Annotated in this window: 20 protein-coding genes and 1 other annotated feature; all 20 genes read right to left on the bottom strand. The window is 45.3% G+C overall.

All coding sequences use genetic code 11. From position 1 onward, the window contains the following. Position 1 precedes the first annotated feature (1 nt). Entirely contained in the window at positions 2–292 is a 291-nt protein-coding gene (gene rplW, locus C400_RS0118885; RefSeq protein ID WP_013373266.1) for a 50S ribosomal protein L23, read from the bottom strand. Next, positions 292–915, bottom strand: coding sequence for a 50S ribosomal protein L4 (gene rplD, locus C400_RS0118890; RefSeq protein WP_013312160.1), 624 nt, complete (start codon positions 913–915; stop codon positions 292–294). Before rplD ends, rplW begins: the two co-directional genes overlap by 1 nt. Before the next feature lie 26 nt (positions 916–941). Continuing rightward, positions 942–1,565, bottom strand: coding sequence for a 50S ribosomal protein L3 (gene rplC, locus C400_RS0118895; protein ID WP_013312161.1), 624 nt, complete (start codon positions 1,563–1,565; stop codon positions 942–944). Between the two features lie 32 nt (positions 1,566–1,597). After that, entirely contained in the window at positions 1,598–1,906 is a 309-nt protein-coding gene (rpsJ, locus tag C400_RS0118900; protein ID WP_005544556.1) for a 30S ribosomal protein S10, read from the bottom strand. 340 nt (positions 1,907–2,246) lie between these two features. Beyond that, positions 2,247–3,437: an elongation factor Tu gene (gene tuf / locus C400_RS0118905; protein WP_013373267.1), complete on the bottom strand. Its 1,191-nt coding sequence runs from the start codon at positions 3,435–3,437 to the stop codon at positions 2,247–2,249. Between the two features lie 92 nt (positions 3,438–3,529). Then, positions 3,530–5,608, bottom strand: a complete 2,079-nt coding sequence (fusA, locus tag C400_RS0118910) for an elongation factor G (protein ID WP_016818650.1) — start codon at positions 5,606–5,608, stop codon at positions 3,530–3,532. Positions 5,609–5,655: 47 nt separating this feature from the next. Next, the gene (gene rpsG, locus C400_RS0118915) at positions 5,656–6,126 is read right to left on the bottom strand and encodes a 30S ribosomal protein S7 (protein ID WP_007432586.1); all 471 of its coding nucleotides are present in this window, start codon (positions 6,124–6,126) and stop codon (positions 5,656–5,658) included. 50 nt (positions 6,127–6,176) lie between these two features. Beyond that, on the bottom strand, positions 6,177–6,599 hold the full coding sequence (gene rpsL, locus C400_RS0118920; protein WP_007432587.1) for a 30S ribosomal protein S12: 423 nt from the start codon (positions 6,597–6,599) through the stop codon (positions 6,177–6,179). A gap of 144 nt (positions 6,600–6,743) precedes the next feature. Further along, on the bottom strand, positions 6,744–6,995 hold the full coding sequence (locus tag C400_RS0118925) for a ribosomal L7Ae/L30e/S12e/Gadd45 family protein (RefSeq protein WP_016818649.1): 252 nt from the start codon (positions 6,993–6,995) through the stop codon (positions 6,744–6,746). A 220-nt stretch (positions 6,996–7,215) separates the two neighbouring features. After that, complete coding sequence (gene rpoC / locus C400_RS0118930) at positions 7,216–10,830, bottom strand: DNA-directed RNA polymerase subunit beta' (protein ID WP_016818648.1); 3,615 nt, start codon at positions 10,828–10,830, stop codon at positions 7,216–7,218. A 140-nt stretch (positions 10,831–10,970) separates the two neighbouring features. Then, positions 10,971–14,516, bottom strand: coding sequence for a DNA-directed RNA polymerase subunit beta (gene rpoB / locus C400_RS0118935; RefSeq protein WP_016818647.1), 3,546 nt, complete (start codon positions 14,514–14,516; stop codon positions 10,971–10,973). 343 nt (positions 14,517–14,859) lie between these two features. Next, positions 14,860–15,474 (bottom strand): class I SAM-dependent methyltransferase, encoded by a 615-nt coding sequence (locus tag C400_RS0118940; protein ID WP_016818646.1) that lies wholly within the window; start codon positions 15,472–15,474, stop codon positions 14,860–14,862. A 156-nt stretch (positions 15,475–15,630) separates the two neighbouring features. After that, positions 15,631–15,996: a 50S ribosomal protein L7/L12 gene (rplL, locus tag C400_RS0118945; RefSeq protein ID WP_013373275.1), complete on the bottom strand. Its 366-nt coding sequence runs from the start codon at positions 15,994–15,996 to the stop codon at positions 15,631–15,633. Between the two features lie 68 nt (positions 15,997–16,064). After that, positions 16,065–16,568, bottom strand: a complete 504-nt coding sequence (rplJ, locus tag C400_RS0118950) for a 50S ribosomal protein L10 (RefSeq protein WP_016818645.1) — start codon at positions 16,566–16,568, stop codon at positions 16,065–16,067. Between the two features lie 73 nt (positions 16,569–16,641). Beyond that, positions 16,642–16,793: a sequence feature (ribosomal protein L10 leader region), on the bottom strand. Positions 16,794–16,861: 68 nt separating this feature from the next. Then, positions 16,862–17,554, bottom strand: a complete 693-nt coding sequence (gene rplA, locus C400_RS0118955; RefSeq protein ID WP_016818644.1) for a 50S ribosomal protein L1 — start codon at positions 17,552–17,554, stop codon at positions 16,862–16,864. Positions 17,555–17,641: 87 nt separating this feature from the next. Further along, the gene (gene rplK / locus C400_RS0118960) at positions 17,642–18,067 is read right to left on the bottom strand and encodes a 50S ribosomal protein L11 (RefSeq protein ID WP_007432595.1); all 426 of its coding nucleotides are present in this window, start codon (positions 18,065–18,067) and stop codon (positions 17,642–17,644) included. Positions 18,068–18,140: 73 nt separating this feature from the next. Continuing rightward, on the bottom strand, positions 18,141–18,674 hold the full coding sequence (gene nusG / locus C400_RS0118965; protein WP_007432596.1) for a transcription termination/antitermination protein NusG: 534 nt from the start codon (positions 18,672–18,674) through the stop codon (positions 18,141–18,143). A gap of 22 nt (positions 18,675–18,696) precedes the next feature. Beyond that, positions 18,697–18,888, bottom strand: a complete 192-nt coding sequence (secE, locus tag C400_RS0118970; protein ID WP_013312170.1) for a preprotein translocase subunit SecE — start codon at positions 18,886–18,888, stop codon at positions 18,697–18,699. Between the two features lie 20 nt (positions 18,889–18,908). Further along, on the bottom strand, positions 18,909–19,058 hold the full coding sequence (gene rpmG / locus C400_RS26955; RefSeq protein WP_013373278.1) for a 50S ribosomal protein L33: 150 nt from the start codon (positions 19,056–19,058) through the stop codon (positions 18,909–18,911). Positions 19,059–19,391: 333 nt separating this feature from the next. After that, complete coding sequence (gene sigH / locus C400_RS0118975) at positions 19,392–20,036, bottom strand: RNA polymerase sporulation sigma factor SigH (RefSeq protein ID WP_016324748.1); 645 nt, start codon at positions 20,034–20,036, stop codon at positions 19,392–19,394. Between the last annotated feature and the right edge of the window lie 156 nt (positions 20,037–20,192).

Raw genomic sequence — 20,192 nt, forward strand, 5'->3', positions numbered from 1 at the left:
ATTATACTGTTTCAAAAAACTCAAGTGGCTTACTGTCTTTGCTCAGCGTTACGAACGCTTTTTTCCACTCGCTCGTATAGCCGGAATGACGTCCGTAGCGTTTTGGTTTTGCAGGAACACGAAGTGTGTTAACGTTACTTACTTTCACGTTAAAAATCGCTTCGATTGCTTTCTTAACTTCGACTTTGTTGGAACGAATGTCAACTTCGAAAACATATTTCAAGTCATTCATCATACCAGCCGTACGTTCGGTGATAATCGGACGCTTGATAATATCACGAGGATCCTTCATTACGCGAGCACCTCCTCTACCTTCTGAACTGCTTCCTTCGTAATGATCAGTTTGTCGTGTCCGAGCACATCAAGAACATTAATGCCGTCTGCGGCTACAAACTTCACACCAGGAATATTACGAGCGGACAGCGCTACATTATCATCATAGCTAGGAGCTACAATCAATGCTTTACGATCTGCTTTAAGGTTATTCAAAATGGCTGCGAATTCTTTCGTTTTAGGTCCGTTCAGTGTAAGAGCGTCCAATACGATGATTTCATTCTCAATCACTTTGGATGACAGTGCCGATTTGATCGCCAGACGACGAACTTTTTTAGGCAATTTGTAAGCATAGCTGCGTGGAGTCGGACCGAATACAGTACCGCCGCCAACCCATTGTGGTGCACGAATCGAACCTTGACGAGCGCGACCAGTACCTTTTTGTTTCCAAGGTTTACGTCCGCCGCCACGTACTTCAGAACGTCCTTTTACTTTGTGAGTACCTTGACGCAGGGAAGCCAATTGCATAACAACAGCGTCATGAAGAACGTGTTTATTCGGCTCGATACCGAACACTGCATCGTTCAATTCAATTTCGCCAACTTGGCTGCCGCTAATATTAAATAGTGCTACTTTTGGCATTTCGTGTTCCTCCTTTCTTCAGTTAATTATTTTTTCACCGTTTCTAATACTTTAACGAAGCTGTTTTTAGGTCCTGGAATGGAACCTTTCACGAGCAATACATTGCGTTCTGTATCGATCTTAACAACTTCAAGGCGTTGGATTGTTACCGTTTCATGTCCCATGTGTCCTGGCAGGTGTTTACCTTTAGGAACGCGGTTAGCTTGAATGGAACCCATAGAACCTGGACCTCTGTGGTAGCGCGAGCCGTGTGCCATTGGTCCGCGGCTTTGTCCCCAACGTTTGATAACGCCGGCAAAACCTTTACCTTTAGAAATACCTGTTACGTCAACGAATTCGCCTTCTGTGAAGACATCAGCCTTCAGCTCTTGGCCAACCTCGTACGCAGCAAGGTCGATGCCACGAAGTTCACGAACGTAGCGCTTAGGTGCAGTATTTGCTTTTTTAGCATGCCCTGCTTCAGGTTTATTGGATCTTTTTTCTTTTTTATCAGAGAACCCGAGTTGGATAGCTTCGTATCCATCGTTTTCCAGATCTTTCTTTTGCAGAACAACACAAGGACCAGCTTCGATAACCGTAACAGCAAGTACGTTACCTTCAGGGGTAAACACTTGAGTCATTCCGAGTTTTTTTCCTAAGATACCTTTCATGTTGACACCTCTTTTCTTTTCCTGATTACATATTACAATTTAATTTCGATATCTACACCGGACGGCAGGTCCAAGCGCATCAAGGCATCCACAGTTTGTGGAGTCGGATTAACAATGTCGATCAAACGCTTGTGTGTGCGCATTTCGAATTGTTCCCGAGAATCCTTGTACTTGTGTACCGCACGGAGAATAGTAATGATTTGTTTTTCAGTTGGCAGCGGAATTGGTCCGGAAACACCTGCACCCGAACGTTTAGCTGTTTCAACAATCTTCTCAGCGGATTGATCAAGAATTCTGTGATCGTAAGCTTTCAAACGAATACGAATTTTTTGCTTTGCCATTTTAGTCCCTCCTTCTATCGCCCAATTTGGTATCGGACATACTCCGTGAAAATTTTCCGACAGCCCTCCCATGGCAAAGGGGCCGGGTGTGTCAGTAACCTCTCACATCATCGCACAGTCACAAACAACATTAGTTATTATATCGAATACTTCTGCCTATTGCAAGCAAAAACAAAAAAAACAATGTATCTTATTTTCAAAGATAACAATTGTGCTCGCAGCTCGCGATTTTCCTCAAGAGAAAAGCCCCCGCACCATGGCAGGGGCTCGTTTTGCTTCGTTCCAATACAATGTTACTCGTTCCAGTACAATGTTGCTATATTCAAGGCTCGAAGCCTTATTATTTAGAGATTGTTGCTACAGCGCCTGCACCAACTGTACGTCCGCCTTCACGAATGGAGAACTTAGTTCCTTCTTCAATCGCGATTGGGCTGATCAGTTGAACAGTAACCGTAATGTTATCACCAGGCATTACCATTTCGGAACCTTCTGGCAAAGTAATGATACCAGTTACGTCAGTTGTACGGAAGTAGAACTGTGGACGGTAACCAGTGAAGAAAGGTTTGTGACGTCCGCCTTCTTCTTTAGTCAAAACGTAGATTTGAGCAGAGAATTCTGTATGTGGGTTAACAGAACCTGGCTTAGCCAATACTTGACCACGCTCGATTTGTGCACGATCTACACCGCGAAGCAGTGCGCCGATGTTGTCACCAGCTTGAGCGGAGTCAAGCAATTTACGGAACATTTCTACGCCTGTTACTACGGATTTACGGGATTCTTCTTGAATACCGATGATTTCGATTTCGTCGCCCACTTTAACTGTACCACGCTCTACACGGCCTGTAGCAACTGTACCACGACCAGTGATGGAGAATACGTCCTCGACAGGCATAAGGAAAGGCTTGTCAGTGTCGCGTTCTGGAGTTGGGATGTATGTGTCGATTGTTTCGAACATTTCAACGATTTTCTTAGCCCAGTCGCCATCTGGGTTTTGCAGTGCTTCACGAGCGGAACCACGAGTGATTGGAGTGTCGTCGCCTGGGAAGTCATACTCGCTCAGCAAGTCGCGAACTTCCATTTCAACCAATTCCAGCAACTCTTCGTCTTCAACCATGTCGCATTTGTTCAGGAATACAACGATGTATGGAACACCTACTTGACGGGACAAGAGGATGTGTTCACGAGTTTGTGGCATAGGACCGTCAGCAGCGGATACAACCAGAATAGCTCCGTCCATTTGTGCAGCGCCAGTGATCATGTTTTTAACATAGTCGGCGTGACCTGGGCAGTCAACGTGTGCATAGTGACGGTTAGGTGTTTCATATTCCACGTGTGCAGTGGAGATTGTGATACCGCGTTCGCGCTCTTCTGGAGCTTTATCGATTTGATCGAATGCTACAGCAGCACCACCGTAAGTTTTGGAAAGTACAGTTGTGATTGCAGCAGTCAAAGTTGTTTTACCATGATCGACGTGACCAATTGTACCGATATTAACGTGCGGTTTGTTACGTTCAAACTTAGCCTTTGCCATTTGAACAATTCCTCCTCAATAACATGTTTTATTTTTAGGCTGTCGGAAACCTTTTGGAAAACCTAGAGTATCCGATCAGCTAATACACTGTATTACTCGCCGCCTTTGGTTTTGGCAACGATCTCTTCAGCAATGCTCTTCGGAACTTCTTCATAGTGATGAAGCTCCATGGAGAACACACCGCGTCCTTGTGTACCGGAACGAAGTGTAGTGGAATATCCAAACATTTCGGACAATGGAACCATTGCACGAATAATTTGGGCACCACCACGGGAATCCATACCTTCAATCCGACCACGACGGGAGTTCAGCATACCCATTACGTCTCCCATGTATTCCTCTGGAACCGTTACTTCAACTTTCATAATCGGCTCAAGCAATACAGGTTTACATTTGTCTTTCGCTGCTTTCAGCGCCATTGAACCGGCAATTTTAAATGCCATTTCATTGGAATCGACATCATGGTATGATCCATCCACAATTGTAGCTTTAACGTCCACAAGCGGGAAGCCTGCAAGGACACCGTTCTTCATTTGCTCTTCAATACCAGCAAGTGCAGGTCCGATGTATTCTCTTGGAACAGAGCCACCGACAACCTTGCTTTCAAACTGGCTACCAGTACCTGCTTCAAGCGGTTCGAACTCAACCCATACGTGACCATATTGACCACGACCACCGGATTGACGAACAAACTTACCTTCAACACGTGCTGGAGCACGGAATGTTTCACGGTATGCTACCTGTGGTTTACCAACATTGGTTTCCACTTTGAACTCACGACGCATACGGTCAATGATAATGTCCAAGTGAAGCTCACCCATACCTGCCAAGATAGTTTGGCCAGTTTCTTCGTTAGTTGAAGCGCGTAGAGTTGGATCTTCTTCGGTCAACTTACCGAGTGCAACTGCCATTTTGTCTTGGTCAGCTTTGGTTTTAGGCTCAACCGCGATTTCGATAACCGGATCAGGGAAGTTCATGGATTCGAGAATAACAGGATTCTTCTCATCACACAGTGTATCACCTGTACCTGTATCTTTCAAACCTACGGCTGCCGCAATGTCACCGGAGTATACTTCAGTGATTTCTTGACGGCTGTTCGCGTGCATTTGAAGGATACGTCCGATACGTTCGCGTTTGCCTTTTGTTGCATTCAATACGTAAGAACCGGATTGAAGAACACCGGAATATACGCGGAAGAATGTCAATTTACCAACGTAAGGGTCCGTCATGATTTTGAAGGCCAATGCGGAGAAAGGCTCTTCATCAGAAGAATGACGTTCAACTTCCGTTCCATCTTCCAGATGACCTTGAATACTTGGTACATCAATAGGAGCTGGCAGGTAATCAACAACTGCATCCAGCATCAGCTGAACACCTTTGTTACGGTAAGAAGATCCACAGATAACTGGGAAGATCTTAACTTCTACAACACCTTTACGGAGAGCGGCTTTAATTTCTTCAACCGTGATCTCTTCGCCTTCAAGGTATTTCATAGTCAAATCTTCATCCAGTTCAGCAACCTTCTCGATCAATTCGTTACGGAGTTCCTCAACTTTGTCTTTGTAGTCCGCAGGAATTTCGGCTTCTTCGATATTTTGACCAAGGTCATCTTTGTACATATGAGCCTTTTGTTCAACAATATCGATGATACCTAAAAAGTCATTTTCTGCACCGATTGGAAGTTGAATAGCAACTGCGTTCGCTTGAAGGCGATCACGCATATCAGCTACAACGTTCAAGAAGTCGGCACCGATAATATCCATTTTGTTTACATATGCGATCCGTGGAACGCCATAGCGATCAGCCTGTCTCCATACGGTTTCAGACTGAGGCTCAACGCCTTCTTTCGCACTGAAAACACCAACTGCTCCGTCCAATACACGAAGGGAACGTTCAACTTCAACAGTGAAGTCAACGTGCCCCGGGGTGTCGATGATATTGACGCGGTGACCTTTCCAGGCAGCGGTCGTCGCAGCGGAAGTAATCGTGATTCCGCGCTCTTGTTCTTGTTCCATCCAGTCCATTGTCGCAGCACCTTCGTGAACTTCACCGATTTTGTGCGTACGGCCTGTGTAGAACAAGATCCGCTCTGTTGTTGTGGTTTTACCCGCGTCAATATGAGCCATGATCCCGATATTACGTGTATTTTTCAAGGAGAACTCTCTTGCCATGAAATGGGTCTCCCTTCAAAATTGAAGTTATTTTTTTAAGCTGAATCCTACCAACGATAGTGAGCAAACGCTTTGTTCGCTTCAGCCATTTTGTGCGTGTCTTCACGTTTCTTCACGGAAGCGCCTGTGTTGTTGGAAGCATCGATAATCTCAGCCGCCAAACGCTCTTCCATAGTTTTCTCGCCGCGGTTGCGGGAGTAGTTTACGAGCCAACGTAATCCCAGGGACGTACGTCTTTCTGGTTTTACCTCGATTGGTACTTGGTAGTTGGCACCGCCGACACGGCGTGCTTTAACTTCCAGGACTGGCATGATATTCTTGATAGCTGCTTCAAATACTTCCATCGGGTCATTACCCGTACGTTCTTGGATAAGCTTGAACGCATTATACAGAATGCTTTGAGCAACGCCTCGTTTTCCGTCGAGCATGATGCGGTTGATCAAGCGAGTAACCAACTTGCTGTTGTATACCGGATCTGGCAACACGTCTCTTTTGGTAACTGGACCTTTGCGTGGCATGGATATCCCCCTTTCTTACATGTTAAACCTGCATACGCGGTTTATATTCATTAGGATTTTTTAGCTTTAGGGCGTTTTGCGCCGTATTTGGAACGAGCTTGCATGCGGTTGTTTACGCCTGCAGTATCCAAAGCACCTCGAACGATGTGGTAACGCACACCCGGAAGGTCTTTTACACGACCGCCACGAATCAGCACTACGCTGTGTTCTTGAAGGTTATGTCCAATACCTGGAATGTAAGCAGTCACCTCTACACGGTTCGTCAAGCGAACACGAGCATATTTACGAAGTGCGGAGTTTGGTTTTTTCGGAGTCATAGTACCTACACGAGTGCAAACTCCGCGTTTTTGCGGGGCACTGATGTCGGTAGCTTCACGTTTCAAGGCATTAAAACCTTTTTGCAAAGCCGGTGATTTCGATTTCTCGATTTTGGCTTGACGTCCTTTACGAACCAGTTGGTTAATAGTTGGCATGTTGGTTGCCACCCCCTTCCTCAATTTTTGCTGTTACTTTACAAACCTTATCTAAGCCCACAGACCCAGGCGGTTCATAAAAGAACAAATGAAAAGTCTTTGCCGCCAAGAATAACGATTCCCTAGACAAAAACGTTCCTTACCCTATTGTTTTACGATAGCAGCCATCGCGGCTCCCACTTCAATCCCGCATGCAGCTCCGAGATTTTTCATTGTATCTACGAGAGTCACTTTGACCCCGTGCTTGTTGCACAAATCAATGATGTTGGAAGTGAAACGCTGATCTGCATCTTCTGCCACATATACTTCCGAGGCGAAGCCCATTTCTACCATACGAATGGTTTGTTTGGTACCGATTTTGACATGAGCATCTTGCAGTCCCTGTTCTTTAGACATATCTCATTCCTCCGAAAAGACCCAATAGCATATAGGCTGCTCACGCACCTTTGCTATATTAGCATTGACTATGAACAATGTCAAGACAATTATCAACTATAATCTATTTAAACAAAGTAATACGTTACATTTTTATAAGAAGTACCGGAGCACCGTTGCTACAGCCTTTACCAAAGCTTATATCTACGGTGTTCCGGGCTTATCATATTATTTTATATTACTACTCAGCTGAAATGGGTTCGAGTTCCTCAGATGAGGATTGCCCCTCTTCAGGCTGGGCAAATTTCACGCTACGGTAACGATTCATACCTGTTCCCGCAGGGATCAATTTACCGATAATTACATTCTCTTTCAATCCAAGCAACTGATCGACTTTTCCTTTGATAGCTGCATCTGTCAGGACACGAGTAGTTTCCTGGAAGGAAGCTGCTGACAAGAAGGAGTCCGTTTCCAGAGAGGCCTTGGTAATACCAAGGAGAACCGGTTTGGCTACCGCTGGTTCTTGGCCGCTGAGAATCGCTATCTTGTTTGCATTTTCATACTCATGCACATCCACAAATGAACCTGGAAGTAGTGTTGTGTCACCCGCATCAATGATACGAATTTTACGCAACATTTGACGAATCATAACTTCTACGTGCTTGTCGTTGATTTCAACACCTTGGTTCCGGTAAACACGTTGAACTTCCTGAAGGATATAGTTCTGCACCCCGCGAATACCTTTAATACGCAGCATTTCTTTAGGGTCAATCGAACCATCGGTCAGTTCGTCCCCAGCTTCAACAGTCATTCCTTCGCTTACGCGCAAACGTGAACCATAAGTGACCGAATAGGTTTTTGTTTCAGCTTCACCCTGAATGTCGATTTCGCGACGGTCTTTCCCTTCACGAACTTCTTTAACTACACCGTCAATTTCACTGATGGTTGCCTGACCTTTAGGATTACGTGCTTCAAAAAGCTCCTGGATACGAGGCAAACCTTGTGTGATATCGTCGCCCGCTACACCACCTGTGTGGAACGTACGCATGGTGAGCTGTGTCCCTGGTTCACCGATGGATTGAGCCGCGATAATACCAACCGCTTCACCAATCTCAACGTGTTTGCCAGTAGCCAGATTACGGCCGTAACATTTTTTGCAGACGCCATGTTTGGCACGGCAGCTTAGCACGGAACGAATTTGAACTTTATCCACACCAGCTTTGACGATCGCCTCAGCTTTGTTGGAGTCAATCAATTCGTTGCGTCTAGCCAAGATCTCACCCGTCTCAGGATGACGTACGGTTTCGAAACAATAACGACCTTCCAGACGATCGTACAGGTCCTCAATGACTTCTTTACCGTCTTGGATGCGGCTTACTGTAAAGCCTTTATCCGTTCCGCAGTCATCTTCGCGCACGATAACATCTTGTGCCACATCAACGAGACGACGAGTCAGGTAACCGGAGTCAGCCGTACGTAACGCTGTATCCGCCAAACCTTTACGCGCTCCGTGAGTGGAGATGAAGTACTCGAGTACTGTCAGACCTTCACGGAAATTCGATTTAATTGGGAGCTCGATAATACGACCCGATGGATTCGCCATCAGTCCACGCATACCGCCAAGCTGGGTAATCTGCGATTTGTTACCACGCGCTTTGGAGTCAACCATCATCATGATAGAGTTGTAGCGATCCATGGATTTCATCAAAATGTCTGTAATATCGTCTTTGGCCTTGGACCAAATATCAATAATCCGATCATAGCGTTCTTCGTTCGTAATCAGACCACGACGGTACTGATTGGTCACGACTTGTGCTTTATCATCAGACGCTTTAAGAATATCCTGTTTCTCTTGAGGTACAACTACGTCTGCCACAGCAACCGTCACACCTGCACGAGTAGAATACGTAAAGCCAAGCTGTTTGATTTTATCCAAAATCACAGCAGTTTCTGTCGTATGGTAAATCTCAAAGCAACGGGCGATGATATTACCAAGGTAATCCTTGCCCACTCCACTAGCTTGCGGAGCGTTCTGGATGGCTTCAGTGAGGTTTACACCCTTATCGTAAACAAAGAACTCTTCAGCAGTACCATAGAGCAGGTTGGCACGAGTAGCGTCATTGATGTACGGGAAGCTTGCCGGGAAAATCTCATTAAAGATAATTTTACCCACGGTTGTAATCAACATTGCATCCTGTTGCTTCTCTGTAAAGCTAGTTTTATTCAAAGCCTTAACCGGAATAGCTACACGAGCATGAAGACCCGCTGTTCCACGTTGATAAGCCGAGATAGCCTCATTCGGGTTGCGAAGGATCATGTTGCTTCCCTCTTCTTCCTTGTTGTCCATAGTCAAATAGAATGAACCGAGGACCATATCCTGGGAAGGGGTAACAACAGGCTTGCCGTCTTTTGGATTCAAAATATTGCCGGATGCCAGCATGAGCAAACGAGCTTCCGCTTGAGCTTCTGCAGACAACGGAACGTGAACCGCCATTTGGTCACCGTCAAAGTCGGCATTATACGCCGTACATACGAGTGGATGCAAACGAATCGCACGACCTTCAACCAAGATCGGTTCAAACGCTTGAATACCCAATCTATGCAGCGTAGGGGCACGGTTTAGAAGAACCGGATGTTCTTTGATTACTTCTTCGAGCACATCCCATACTTCAGCACTCACACGCTCTACTTTACGCTTCGCACTCTTAATGTTGTGTGCCAAACCTTTGTTAACAAGTTCTTTCATAACAAAAGGCTTGAACAGCTCCAGCGCCATCTCTTTTGGCAGACCGCATTGGTACATCTTCAAGTACGGACCTACTACGATAACGGAACGACCGGAGTAGTCAACACGTTTACCGAGCAAGTTTTGACGGAAACGTCCTTGTTTACCTTTCAGCATGTGGCTGAGGGATTTCAAAGGACGATTACCCGGACCTGTAACAGGGCGACCACGACGACCATTATCAATCAGAGCGTCAACAGCTTCCTGCAGCATCCGTTTTTCATTTTGCACGATAATATCTGGCGCACCCAGATCTAACAAGCGTTTCAGACGGTTATTACGGTTAATAACACGACGATACAGATCATTAAGGTCAGAAGTAGCAAAACGTCCACCATCCAACTGTACCATTGGACGAAGCTCAGGAGGAATAACAGGCAGTACGTCCATGATCATCCAATCCGGTTGGTTGCCAGAGTTACGGAATGCCTCAATAACTTCAAGGCGCTTGATCGCACGGTTTCGACGTTGCCCTTGAGCTGTACGCAGCTCTTCTTTCAAAAATTCCAATTCTTTGTCTATATCTAAATCTTGAAGAAGCTTTTTAACCGCTTCAGCACCCATTCCTGCCTGGAATCCGTAGCCATATTTCTCACGATAGCTGCGGTATTCTTTCTCGGACAGGAGTTGCTTTTTCTCCAAAGGCGTATCTCCTGGATCGGTTACAACATAAGATGCGAAGTAAATGATCTCTTCCAAAGATCTTGGAGACATATCAAGAGCAAGACCCATACGACTCGGAATGCCTTTGAAGTACCAAATGTGCGATACAGGAGCTGCCAACTCAATGTGGCCCATACGCTCACGGCGAACCTTAGCGCGAGTAACTTCTACTCCACAACGGTCACAGACAACACCTTTATAGCGTACACGTTTGTACTTACCACAGTGACATTCCCAATCTTTCGTAGGTCCGAAAATTTTCTCGCAAAATAGTCCTTCTTTTTCCGGTTTAAGCGTACGATAGTTAATCGTCTCCGGTTTTTTGACTTCTCCGCGGGACCAAGAACGAATCTTTTCGGGGGAAGCAAGCCCGATTTTCATATATTCGAAATTGTTAACGTCCAACAAGGAGCAACCCTCCTTAACCAAATCCTGAGTTTTTAGGTTTGATACCGCCCGGCAGCACCGGGCGGTATCAAGAAGCCTGATCCATCCAAAAATGGATCGAGGCATATAACAAAGCTGATATGAGTCAGTCAGCAGTCAAATTACTCTACGCCAACCTCAGAGCCTTCCAGATTCAAACTCAGCTTATCGCCAGTTGTGTCATCTTCATCATCAAGCTCTCTCATTTCGATCTCTTGTTCGTCTTCAGACAGAATCTTCACGTCCATACCCAAGCTTTGCAGCTCTTTGATCAAGACCTTGAATGATTCAGGAACACCCGGTTCAGGGACATTTTCACCTTTGACGATGGATTCGTAAGTTTTAACACGTCCAACCACATCATCGGATTTCACAGTCAAAATTTCCTGAAGCGTGTATGCTGCACCGTAGGCTTCCAGTGCCCATACTTCCATCTCCCCGAAGCGCTGACCACCGAATTGGGCTTTACCACCCAACGGCTGTTGCGTAACGAGAGAGTAAGGACCTGTAGAACGGGCATGGATCTTATCGTCGACCATGTGCGCCAGTTTGATCATGTGCATGACACCGACAGTAACTTCACGTTCAAAACGATCACCTGTACGTCCATCATACAACACCGTTTTACCATTGCGTTGCATACCCGCTTCTTCCATCGTATCAAATACGTCATACTCCTTGGCACCATCGAATACTGGAGTTGCCACATGAATACCAAGACGCATTGCAGCCATACCCAGATGCACTTCAAGCACCTGTCCGATGTTCATCCGTGAAGGTACGCCCAGCGGGTTCAGTACGACTTGCACTGGGGTGCCATCCGGCAAGAATGGCATATCTTCTTCAGGCAGAATACGGGCAACGACACCCTTGTTACCGTGACGTCCAGCCATTTTATCGCCTTCAGAAATTTTACGTTTTTGAGCAATGTATACGCGTACCAACTGGTTTACACCCGGTGGCAGCTCATCGCCATTTTCACGTGTAAATACTTTAACATCTACAACGATCCCGTCGGTTCCGTGAGGAACTCTCAAGGAAGTATCACGAACCTCGCGCGCCTTCTCACCAAAGATTGCATGCAAGAGACGTTCTTCAGCTGTCAGCTCAGTCACACCCTTAGGTGTTACTTTACCAACAAGAATGTCACCTGCGGCAATTTCCGCACCGATGCGAATGATGCCGCGCTCATCTAGATTACGAAGTGCTTCTTCACCAACATTCGGAATATCACGAGTGATTTCTTCTGGTCCAAGCTTCGTATCACGAGCCTCGGATTCGTATTCCTCGATATGGATCGAGGTGTATACATCCTCTTTAACCAGCTTCTCGCTCAGCAAGATCGCATCCTCGTAGTTGTAACCTTCCCAAGTCATGAACGCTACGACAACGTTACGTCCCAATGCCAACTCGCCCATTTCTGTGGATGGACCATCCGCTAGAATATCGCCAACCTTGACAATATCGCCTCTGTTTACGATTGGACGCTGGTTGATGCATGTTCCTTGGTTAGAACGCATAAATTTGTGTAATTTATACTTAACAATATCGCCTTTTACTTCAGTACCATCTACATTTTCAATACGACGCAACCAAATTTCGTTAGCCGAAGAACGTTCAATTACCCCGTTGTACTTGGACACAACGCAAACACCAGAATCTTTTGCAGACTTATGTTCCATCCCTGTTCCTACCAAAGGCGCTTTCGGAATCAGTAGTGGAACAGCCTGCCGCTGCATGTTGGAACCCATCAATGCGCGGTTCGAGTCATCATTCTCCAGGAACGGAATCAGTGCAGTAGCGACTGATACGACCTGTTTAGGCGATACGTCCATGTAATCAACACGGCTACTTGCCATCGGAATAATGTTATCAGACTGCTTGTTATAGCGGACAATAACGATTTCATCCTTAAAGGTGTTTTCTTCCGTCAATTCCGCATTTGCCTGAGCAACGATGTAGTTATCTTCTTCATCAGCAGTCAGGTAATCAATCTGATCTGTAACTTTTCCGGTTTTCGGATCTACCCAGCGATAAGGAGCTTCGATAAATCCGTACTCGTTGATACGTGCGAAAGTGGACAAAGAGTTGATCAAACCAATGTTTGGTCCCTCTGGTGTCTCGATAGGACACATACGGCCGTAGTGACTCGGATGGACGTCACGCACTTCCATGCCCGCGCGTTCGCGCGTCAAACCGCCGGGTCCGAGTGCAGACAGACGACGTTTGTGCGTTAATTCAGCAAGCGGGTTTGTCTGATCCATGAACTGAGACAGCTGGGAGCTACCAAAGAACTCTTTAATCGACGCAATGACCGGACGTATGTTAATCAGCGCCTGTGGCGTGATTACATTAGCATCCTGAATTGACATTCTTTCGCGTACCACGCGTTCCATACGAGACAGACCAATACGGAACTGATTTTGCAGCAACTCACCTACAGAACGCAAACGACGGTTACCCAAATGGTCAATGTCGTCTGTACTTCCGATTCCGTGAAGCAAGTTAATAAAATAACTGATGGAGGAAATAATATCGGCAGGCGTAATGTTTTTAACCGATTTATCGATATTTCCATTGGCAATCAGTTTTACTACTTTACCGTCTTCAATCGGTGAGAATACATCGATCGTTTGAAGCGGAATATCGTTGCTTTCCAATACGCCACTAGCAACATGATACGTACGATGTCCAACCGACTCTTCTAGTTGTGCCAAAATCTCGTCCAACAGGCGACGGTCTACCATTTGTCCTGCTTCAGCGATGATTTCACCAGTTGTCGTATCAATCAGTGTCTCAGCAAGACGTTGATTGAACAGACGGTTTTTGATGTGAAGCTTTTTATTGATTTTGTAACGGCCTACGTTGGCCAGATCATACCGTTTTGGATCAAAGAAGCGTGCAACAAGCAAGCTCTTTGCGTTATCCAATGTCGGTGGCTCACCCGGACGAAGACGCTCATAAATTTCAATCAGCGCTTTCTCCGTGGAATCCGTGTTGTCTTTATCAAGTGTGTTGCGGATATATTCGTCATTGCCGAGCAAATCCAGAATCTCAGCATCAGTGCCAAAGCCAAGCGCACGCAGCAACACCGTAACCGGAATTTTACGGGTACGGTCAATCCGGACATAGATAATATCCTTCGCATCCATCTCCAGTTCGAGCCAAGCCCCCCGGTTAGGAATTACCGTTGCGGTGTATGTTGTTTTCGCATTCTTGTCGACTTTTGTGCTGAAATAGACGCTGGGAGAGCGAACCAACTGGCTGACAATAACCCGTTCCGCACCGTTAATAATAAACGTACCCGTTTCAGTCATCAGCGGGAAGTCTCCCATGAATACTTCCTGCTCTTTCACTTCCCCGGTTTCTTTATTAATAAGCCGGACTTTTACCCGAAGCGGTGCTGCATACGTAACGTCGCGTTCCTTTGCGTCGTCAACGGTATATTTGGGTTCTCCGAGAGAGTAATCGATAAACTCCAGAATCAGATTTCCTGTGAAATCTTGAATTGGAGAAATATCCCGAAACATTTCCCGTAATCCTTCCTCCAAAAACCAATCATAGGATTTTTGTTGGATCTCAATCAGGTTGGGAACCTCGAGTACCTCATTAATACGTGCATAACTGCGCCGAGTGCGTCGACCATATTGAACAAGATGTCCTGCCAACTTAAACTCACCCCTCATGTCTACTCACTTTAAAAATACATTGCGAACCTCTGTTTGTGACCTTATAATAAGACACATACAGATGATTCGATCTTACAAATACAGAAAAGCCCTTACTCGAATGCATTCGAAAAAAGAGCGACGTATCTGCAGAATCCTCATACCGGAAGATCTTCATCACTTGTAGATTTGCCCAAAATGGTTATATTATACGTAAGAGATATAAATACTATACCCTGTTACGCATAAATCTATTGACATTTCAACAAACTAAAGCCATGGAGGGCATCCTAATACTGACATTTTATAATGATATCACAGACCAGGATTCAAGTCAATGGTCCTATTGCATTTTTCTAAAACTTTTTTCAGCCTTTAAAATCCGATAACCTTTATCCTTCGTAACTTCTTCCACATGACCGAAAAGGCTCTCTATTTTAGCGCTCGCCGAAGGAGCACCCTGCTTTTTCTGAATGACGACCCATAAAGCTCCACCCTCATTTAAATGCTCATACGCAAGCTCAAATATGGTATGAACCGTTTCTTTCCCTGCACGTATAGGAGGATTCGTCAAGATCACGTCAAAACGTTCGTGTTGCACTTCTGCAAACAAATCACTTTGCTTAATGGTGACATTTTTAATTCCATTACGCTCCGCATTCTCTATCGCTAGTTGAACGGCTCGCTCGTTAATATCAACCATTGTAACGTGTCCGTCCGGGACAAGCGTAGCCGCCGTCAAACCAATCGGCCCGTAACCACATCCTACATCCAATACCGAGGCATTTGCAGGAAGTTGCATAGCTTCAATCAACACACGACTCCCATAATCAATCCCCTGCTTTGAAAAAACGCCTGAATCGCTGGCAAATCGATAGGAACGTCCACGCAGCACCGTCTCTAGACTTCGCCGTTCATGTGCCGTCTCTGGCCGTCTGGAGTAATAATGATCAGCCATTCACGCCCACCTCTTTCGGTTGTACGGTTATACTAACATCATAGCCTTTAGAATAATATTTCAGACCTGTTTGTACTACCGCTTTACAGCAACAAACCCCTTGAAGATCACCTCAAGGGGTTTGTTTTAATTCATTGTCTGCTAAAGAGCAGTCAATTATTTTACTTCTACAGAAGCGCCTGCTTCTTCCAATTTTGCTTTAACGGATTCAGCTTCTTCTTTTGCAACTTTTTCTTTCAATGGTTTTGGAGCGTTGTCAACCAGTTCTTTTGCTTCTTTCAGGCCAAGACCTGTAATTTCGCGAACTGCTTTGATAACGTTGATTTTGGAAGCGCCAGCGCTTGTCAAGATTACGTCGAACTCGGATTGCTCAGCTTCTGCTGCGCCACCTGCTGCGCCACCTGCTACAGCTACTGGAGCTGCTGCAGTTACGCCGAATTCTTCTTCGATTGCTTTCACGAGATCGTTCAGTTCCAATACGGACATACCTTTAATTGCTTCCAAGATTTGCTCTTTACTCATGGTTGAACCTCCATTTAAATTCGTATTTTTTTGTTCTTAACTGCTATACAGCAGGTTTAAATCCCAACTTATGCACTTTGCTCTTCTTTATCTGCAACAGCTTTAACCGCAAGCGCGAAGTTGCGCATAGGAGCTTGAAGCACGCTGAGGAGCATGGAAAGGAGACCTTCGCGGGATGGCAGTTCTGCCAGCGCTTTGATTTCCTCAACACCGATTACACGACCTTCTACAACTGCACCTTTCAGTTCCAATGCATTGTTTTTCTTAGCGAAATCGTTCAAGATTTTAGCTGCAGACACTGCATCATCTTTGCCGAACGCGATTGCAGTAGGACCTGTCAATACTGCGTCCAGTTCAGTCAATTCTGCTGCCGCAGTTGCACGGCGGAGCAGTGTGTTTTTCAGCACTTGAAATTCGATTCCGGCTTCACGAAGCTGCTTACGCAGCTCAGTTACTTGGGCAACATTCAGACCGCGATAGTCTGCAACTACAGTTGTTACGCTCTCGCGCAATTTTGCAGCTACAACTTCAACAGCTTCTTGTTTTGCTTGAATCACCTTTGCATTTGCCAAACTGTACACCTCCTGATCAATTTATCTACTTTGTTAGAAACACCCATTCTGGCGTTCTACCAAAGTCGTTTTCATGAGCATGAAAAAAGCCTCCGTAGAGTACGAAGGCTTGATAAATCCACATGGACGGGACAAGCCCGTCGCATGAAACGTTCTATCATAACACCTCGGTAGGAAATTAAGCCCGAAAGCACCTACTGTCTACGGTAAGCATATTCAACTTTAACGGTCAGTCACAAGGACTCACAACTTTTACAGAATAACAAATTTGATTGAACGTGTCAACCGAAATATTATCTGTAAACAGATGTGTTCACACGTGCACTTGGTCCCATAGTCGAAGAAATAGCGATGTTTTTCAGGTATACACCTTTAGCAGCCGCTGGCTTCGCACGGTTCAAGGCTTCAATCAAGGCTTTAAGGTTCTCGTTCAGTTGCTCAGCACTGAAAGATGCTTTGCCGATTGGTGCGTGAATTTGACCTGCTTTGTCGAGACGGTATTCGATTTTACCGGCTTTAATTTCTTGAACAGCCTTGGCAACGTCGAAAGTAACTGTGCCTGCTTTAGGGTTAGGCATTAAACCTTTACCACCGAGCAAACGACCCAGTTTACCAACCTCACTCATCATATCAGGTGTCGCAACGCAGACGTCGAATTCGAACCAGCCTTGTTGGATTTTGTTGATCATATCTTGATCGCCAACAAAATCAGCGCCAGCCGCTTCCGCTTCTTTCACTTTGTCACCTTTTGCAAATACCAGAACACGTTGTGTTTTACCCGTACCATGTGGCAGGACAACAACACCACGAACAGCCTGGTCTTGTTTACGGGAATCTACGCCCAGACGAACTGCAGCTTCAACGGTTTCGTCGAATTTAGCAGTTGCAGCCTTTTTCACCAATTCAACGGCTTCCAAAGGCTCATAAGTTGCTTCGCTGTCAATCAGCTTAGCAGCTTCAAGGTACTTCTTACCATGTTTAGCCATTATCTTTTCCTCCTTATGTGGTATTAGCGGATATTCCTCCCACACTTACCGGACAGTCAAACCGCCGGCACACGTAGATTAATAAAATTAATCTACGATGGTGATACCCATGCTGCGAGCAGTACCTTCAACCATACGCATTGCCGATTCTACGGAAGCTGCGTTAAGGTCAGGCATTTTTTGCTCTGCAATTTGACGAACAGCAGCGCGATTTACAGTTGCAACTTTCGTTTTATTCGGTTCACCGGAACCTTTTTCGATTTTAGCAGCAACTTTCAACAGAACAGCAGCCGGTGGAGTTTTGGTGATGAACGTAAAAGAACGATCCTCAAATACCGAAATTTCAACCGGGATAATCAGGCCTGCTTGATCAGCAGTACGAGCATTGAACTCTTTACAGAATGCCATAATGTTGACACCTGCTTGACCCAAAGCTGGACCTACTGGAGGCGCTGGATTAGCTTTCCCTGCAGGGATCTGCAGTTTTACCATTTTAATTACCTTTTTTGCCATGGATGACACCTCCTTGACTCAATAGTGGTAGACGGACCTATTGATCCTCCCACAAGAAACCTGTAAGAAAAATCTATATTTTCTCCACTTGAGTATAATCCAACTCAAGCGGGGTTTCCCGTCCAAACATGTTGACGTGAACCTTAAGCTTGCTCTTCTCAACCAAAATTTCTTCCACGGAGCCCACAAAATTCGCAAAAGGACCAACTTTAATTCGCACGGATTCCTTAACATCGAATTCAATCTTCGGTTTCGGCTCTACCATGCCCATATGCTTCAGAATCTGTTCAACTTCTTCTGGAAGCAATGGCGTCGGCTTGGAACCCGAGCCTGTCGATCCTACAAATCCCGTAACACCTGGTGTGTTGCGTACAACATACCAAGAATCATCGGTTTGGACCATTTCGACCAAGACATAACCAGGGTAGACTTTACGCATAACGGTTTTTTTCTTACCGTCCTTGGTTACCAGTTCTTCTTCCATAGGAACAAGAACACGGAATATCTTGTCTTCCATGCCCATGGACTCAACGCGTTTTTCCAAATTGGCTTTGACTTTGTTCTCATACCCTGAATAGGTATGAACGACGTACCATCTTTTTTCCATATCAAGCCACCTGGAACCCTTCCTAGATAATCGCTTCGATCACAGCGGAAATGCCGATATCGAGAACCCAAAAATAAATCGTGACGAACGCAATCGTCCCTATGACAATCAGCGTATAGTTGGTCAGTTCTTTACGATTGGGCCAGCGAACTTTCTTGAGTTCAGCCCAGCTTTCAGAGAAAAAGGAAAACAGAGACTTGAAACTGCGTTTCACGCCGACTACACCTCCAAAAACTATCTGGTTTCCCGATGAGAAGTCTGTTCGTTACAGGACTTACAGAATTTCTTCATCTCCATGCGGTCGGGGTGATTACGCTTGTTTTTCGTCGTTGTGTAATTTCTTTGTTTGCAATTTGTACAAGCCAAAGTAATAATTACCCGCATGATGTGCACCTCCCGAAGACATCCAACACCGGAAGTCTCATAATTGATCCTAAAAAAACCGCGAATTTAGGCCTACCTAAAACACTTTATCACACGGGGTTTTCCATGTCAACGAATGTTTGCATACATTTCGCAGTCCCGGTTGTGGTGCATTTTTACATCTGTCCATCCTTTGAAGCTATTCTCTGAAATACTGCTTCAAAATCAAAGCGATATCTATTATTCATCTTTTTTAGTATAAATCATTTACAACACTTATAAACCTGCACAGCATACCCAAAACGAATAAAAAAAAGACTCAAACTCGAGCCTTTTCCATGTCAGCCTCTACTTTCAACTATCCCTTACTTCCAGATACTTTTCAAGTTTACGTTTGACCCGTTGCAGCGCGTTATCAATGGATTTCACATGACGATCCAGATCTTCAGCAATCTCTTGATACGAACGACCGTCCAGATACAACATAAGTACCTTGCGTTCTAGCTCGCTCAGAATCTCGGACATTTTGTCCTCAAGACCCACAAACTCTTCCTGATTGATTATCAGCTCTTCAGGATCACTTACTTGTGTTCCGCAAATCACATCGAGCAACGTCCGGTCTGACTCTTCATCATAGATGGGCTTGTCCAGAGATACGTAAGAGTTCAGAGGAATGTGCTTTTGTCGTGTAGCCGTCTTAATTGCCGTAATAATCTGTCGTGTTATGCACAACTCGGCGAAAGCCTTGAACGAAGCAAGCTTGTCTCCCTTAAAATCACGGATGGATTTGTAGAGACCAATCATGCCCTCCTGAATAATATCCTCGCGATCAGCCCCAATCAGGAAGTAGGATCTGGCCTTGGCCCGCACAAAGTTTCGATATTTGTTAATCAGAAACTCCAGCGCTTCCCCATCACCTTCATGGACTGCTCCGACAATGTCTTCATCATTTTTGTAATCAAACTTTGACAACATGATATCCTTGAGGTCCACACTCACTAACAATCCCTCCGGCTGCAACGCAAGGTACCCGTTACTCTCTCAAATATACGACAAGTATACGCGATGTAACCTGATACCGTCAACCACAACAACCTAAAAAAGAAGAGCGCTAACAAAATTGTCAATGGTTTCAAAATGGAGAGTATCCCAATT

Source organism: Paenibacillus sp. ICGEB2008, from assembly GCF_000307675.1.
GTDB classification, from domain to species: Bacteria; Bacillota; Bacilli; order Paenibacillales; family Paenibacillaceae; genus Paenibacillus; species Paenibacillus polymyxa.

Coding starts and splice junctions, on each gene's coding strand:
- rplW (WP_013373266.1), bottom strand. CDS start 292: ATGAAGGATCCTCGTGATATTATCAAGCGTCCGATTATCACCGAACGT.
- rplD (WP_013312160.1), bottom strand. CDS start 915: ATGCCAAAAGTAGCACTATTTAATATTAGCGGCAGCCAAGTTGGCGAA.
- rplC (WP_013312161.1), bottom strand. CDS start 1,565: ATGAAAGGTATCTTAGGAAAAAAACTCGGAATGACTCAAGTGTTTACC.
- rpsJ (WP_005544556.1), bottom strand. CDS start 1,906: ATGGCAAAGCAAAAAATTCGTATTCGTTTGAAAGCTTACGATCACAGA.
- tuf (WP_013373267.1), bottom strand. CDS start 3,437: ATGGCAAAGGCTAAGTTTGAACGTAACAAACCGCACGTTAATATCGGT.
- fusA (WP_016818650.1), bottom strand. CDS start 5,608: ATGGCAAGAGAGTTCTCCTTGAAAAATACACGTAATATCGGGATCATG.
- rpsG (WP_007432586.1), bottom strand. CDS start 6,126: ATGCCACGCAAAGGTCCAGTTACCAAAAGAGACGTGTTGCCAGATCCG.
- rpsL (WP_007432587.1), bottom strand. CDS start 6,599: ATGCCAACTATTAACCAACTGGTTCGTAAAGGACGTCAAGCCAAAATC.
- C400_RS0118925 (WP_016818649.1), bottom strand. CDS start 6,995: ATGTCTAAAGAACAGGGACTGCAAGATGCTCATGTCAAAATCGGTACC.
- C400_RS0118940 (WP_016818646.1), bottom strand. CDS start 15,474: ATGGCTGATCATTATTACTCCAGACGGCCAGAGACGGCACATGAACGG.
- rplL (WP_013373275.1), bottom strand. CDS start 15,996: ATGAGTAAAGAGCAAATCTTGGAAGCAATTAAAGGTATGTCCGTATTG.
- rplA (WP_016818644.1), bottom strand. CDS start 17,554: ATGGCTAAACATGGTAAGAAGTACCTTGAAGCTGCTAAGCTGATTGAC.
- rplK (WP_007432595.1), bottom strand. CDS start 18,067: ATGGCAAAAAAGGTAATTAAAATGGTAAAACTGCAGATCCCTGCAGGG.
- nusG (WP_007432596.1), bottom strand. CDS start 18,674: ATGGAAAAAAGATGGTACGTCGTTCATACCTATTCAGGGTATGAGAAC.
- rpmG (WP_013373278.1), bottom strand. CDS start 19,058: ATGCGGGTAATTATTACTTTGGCTTGTACAAATTGCAAACAAAGAAAT.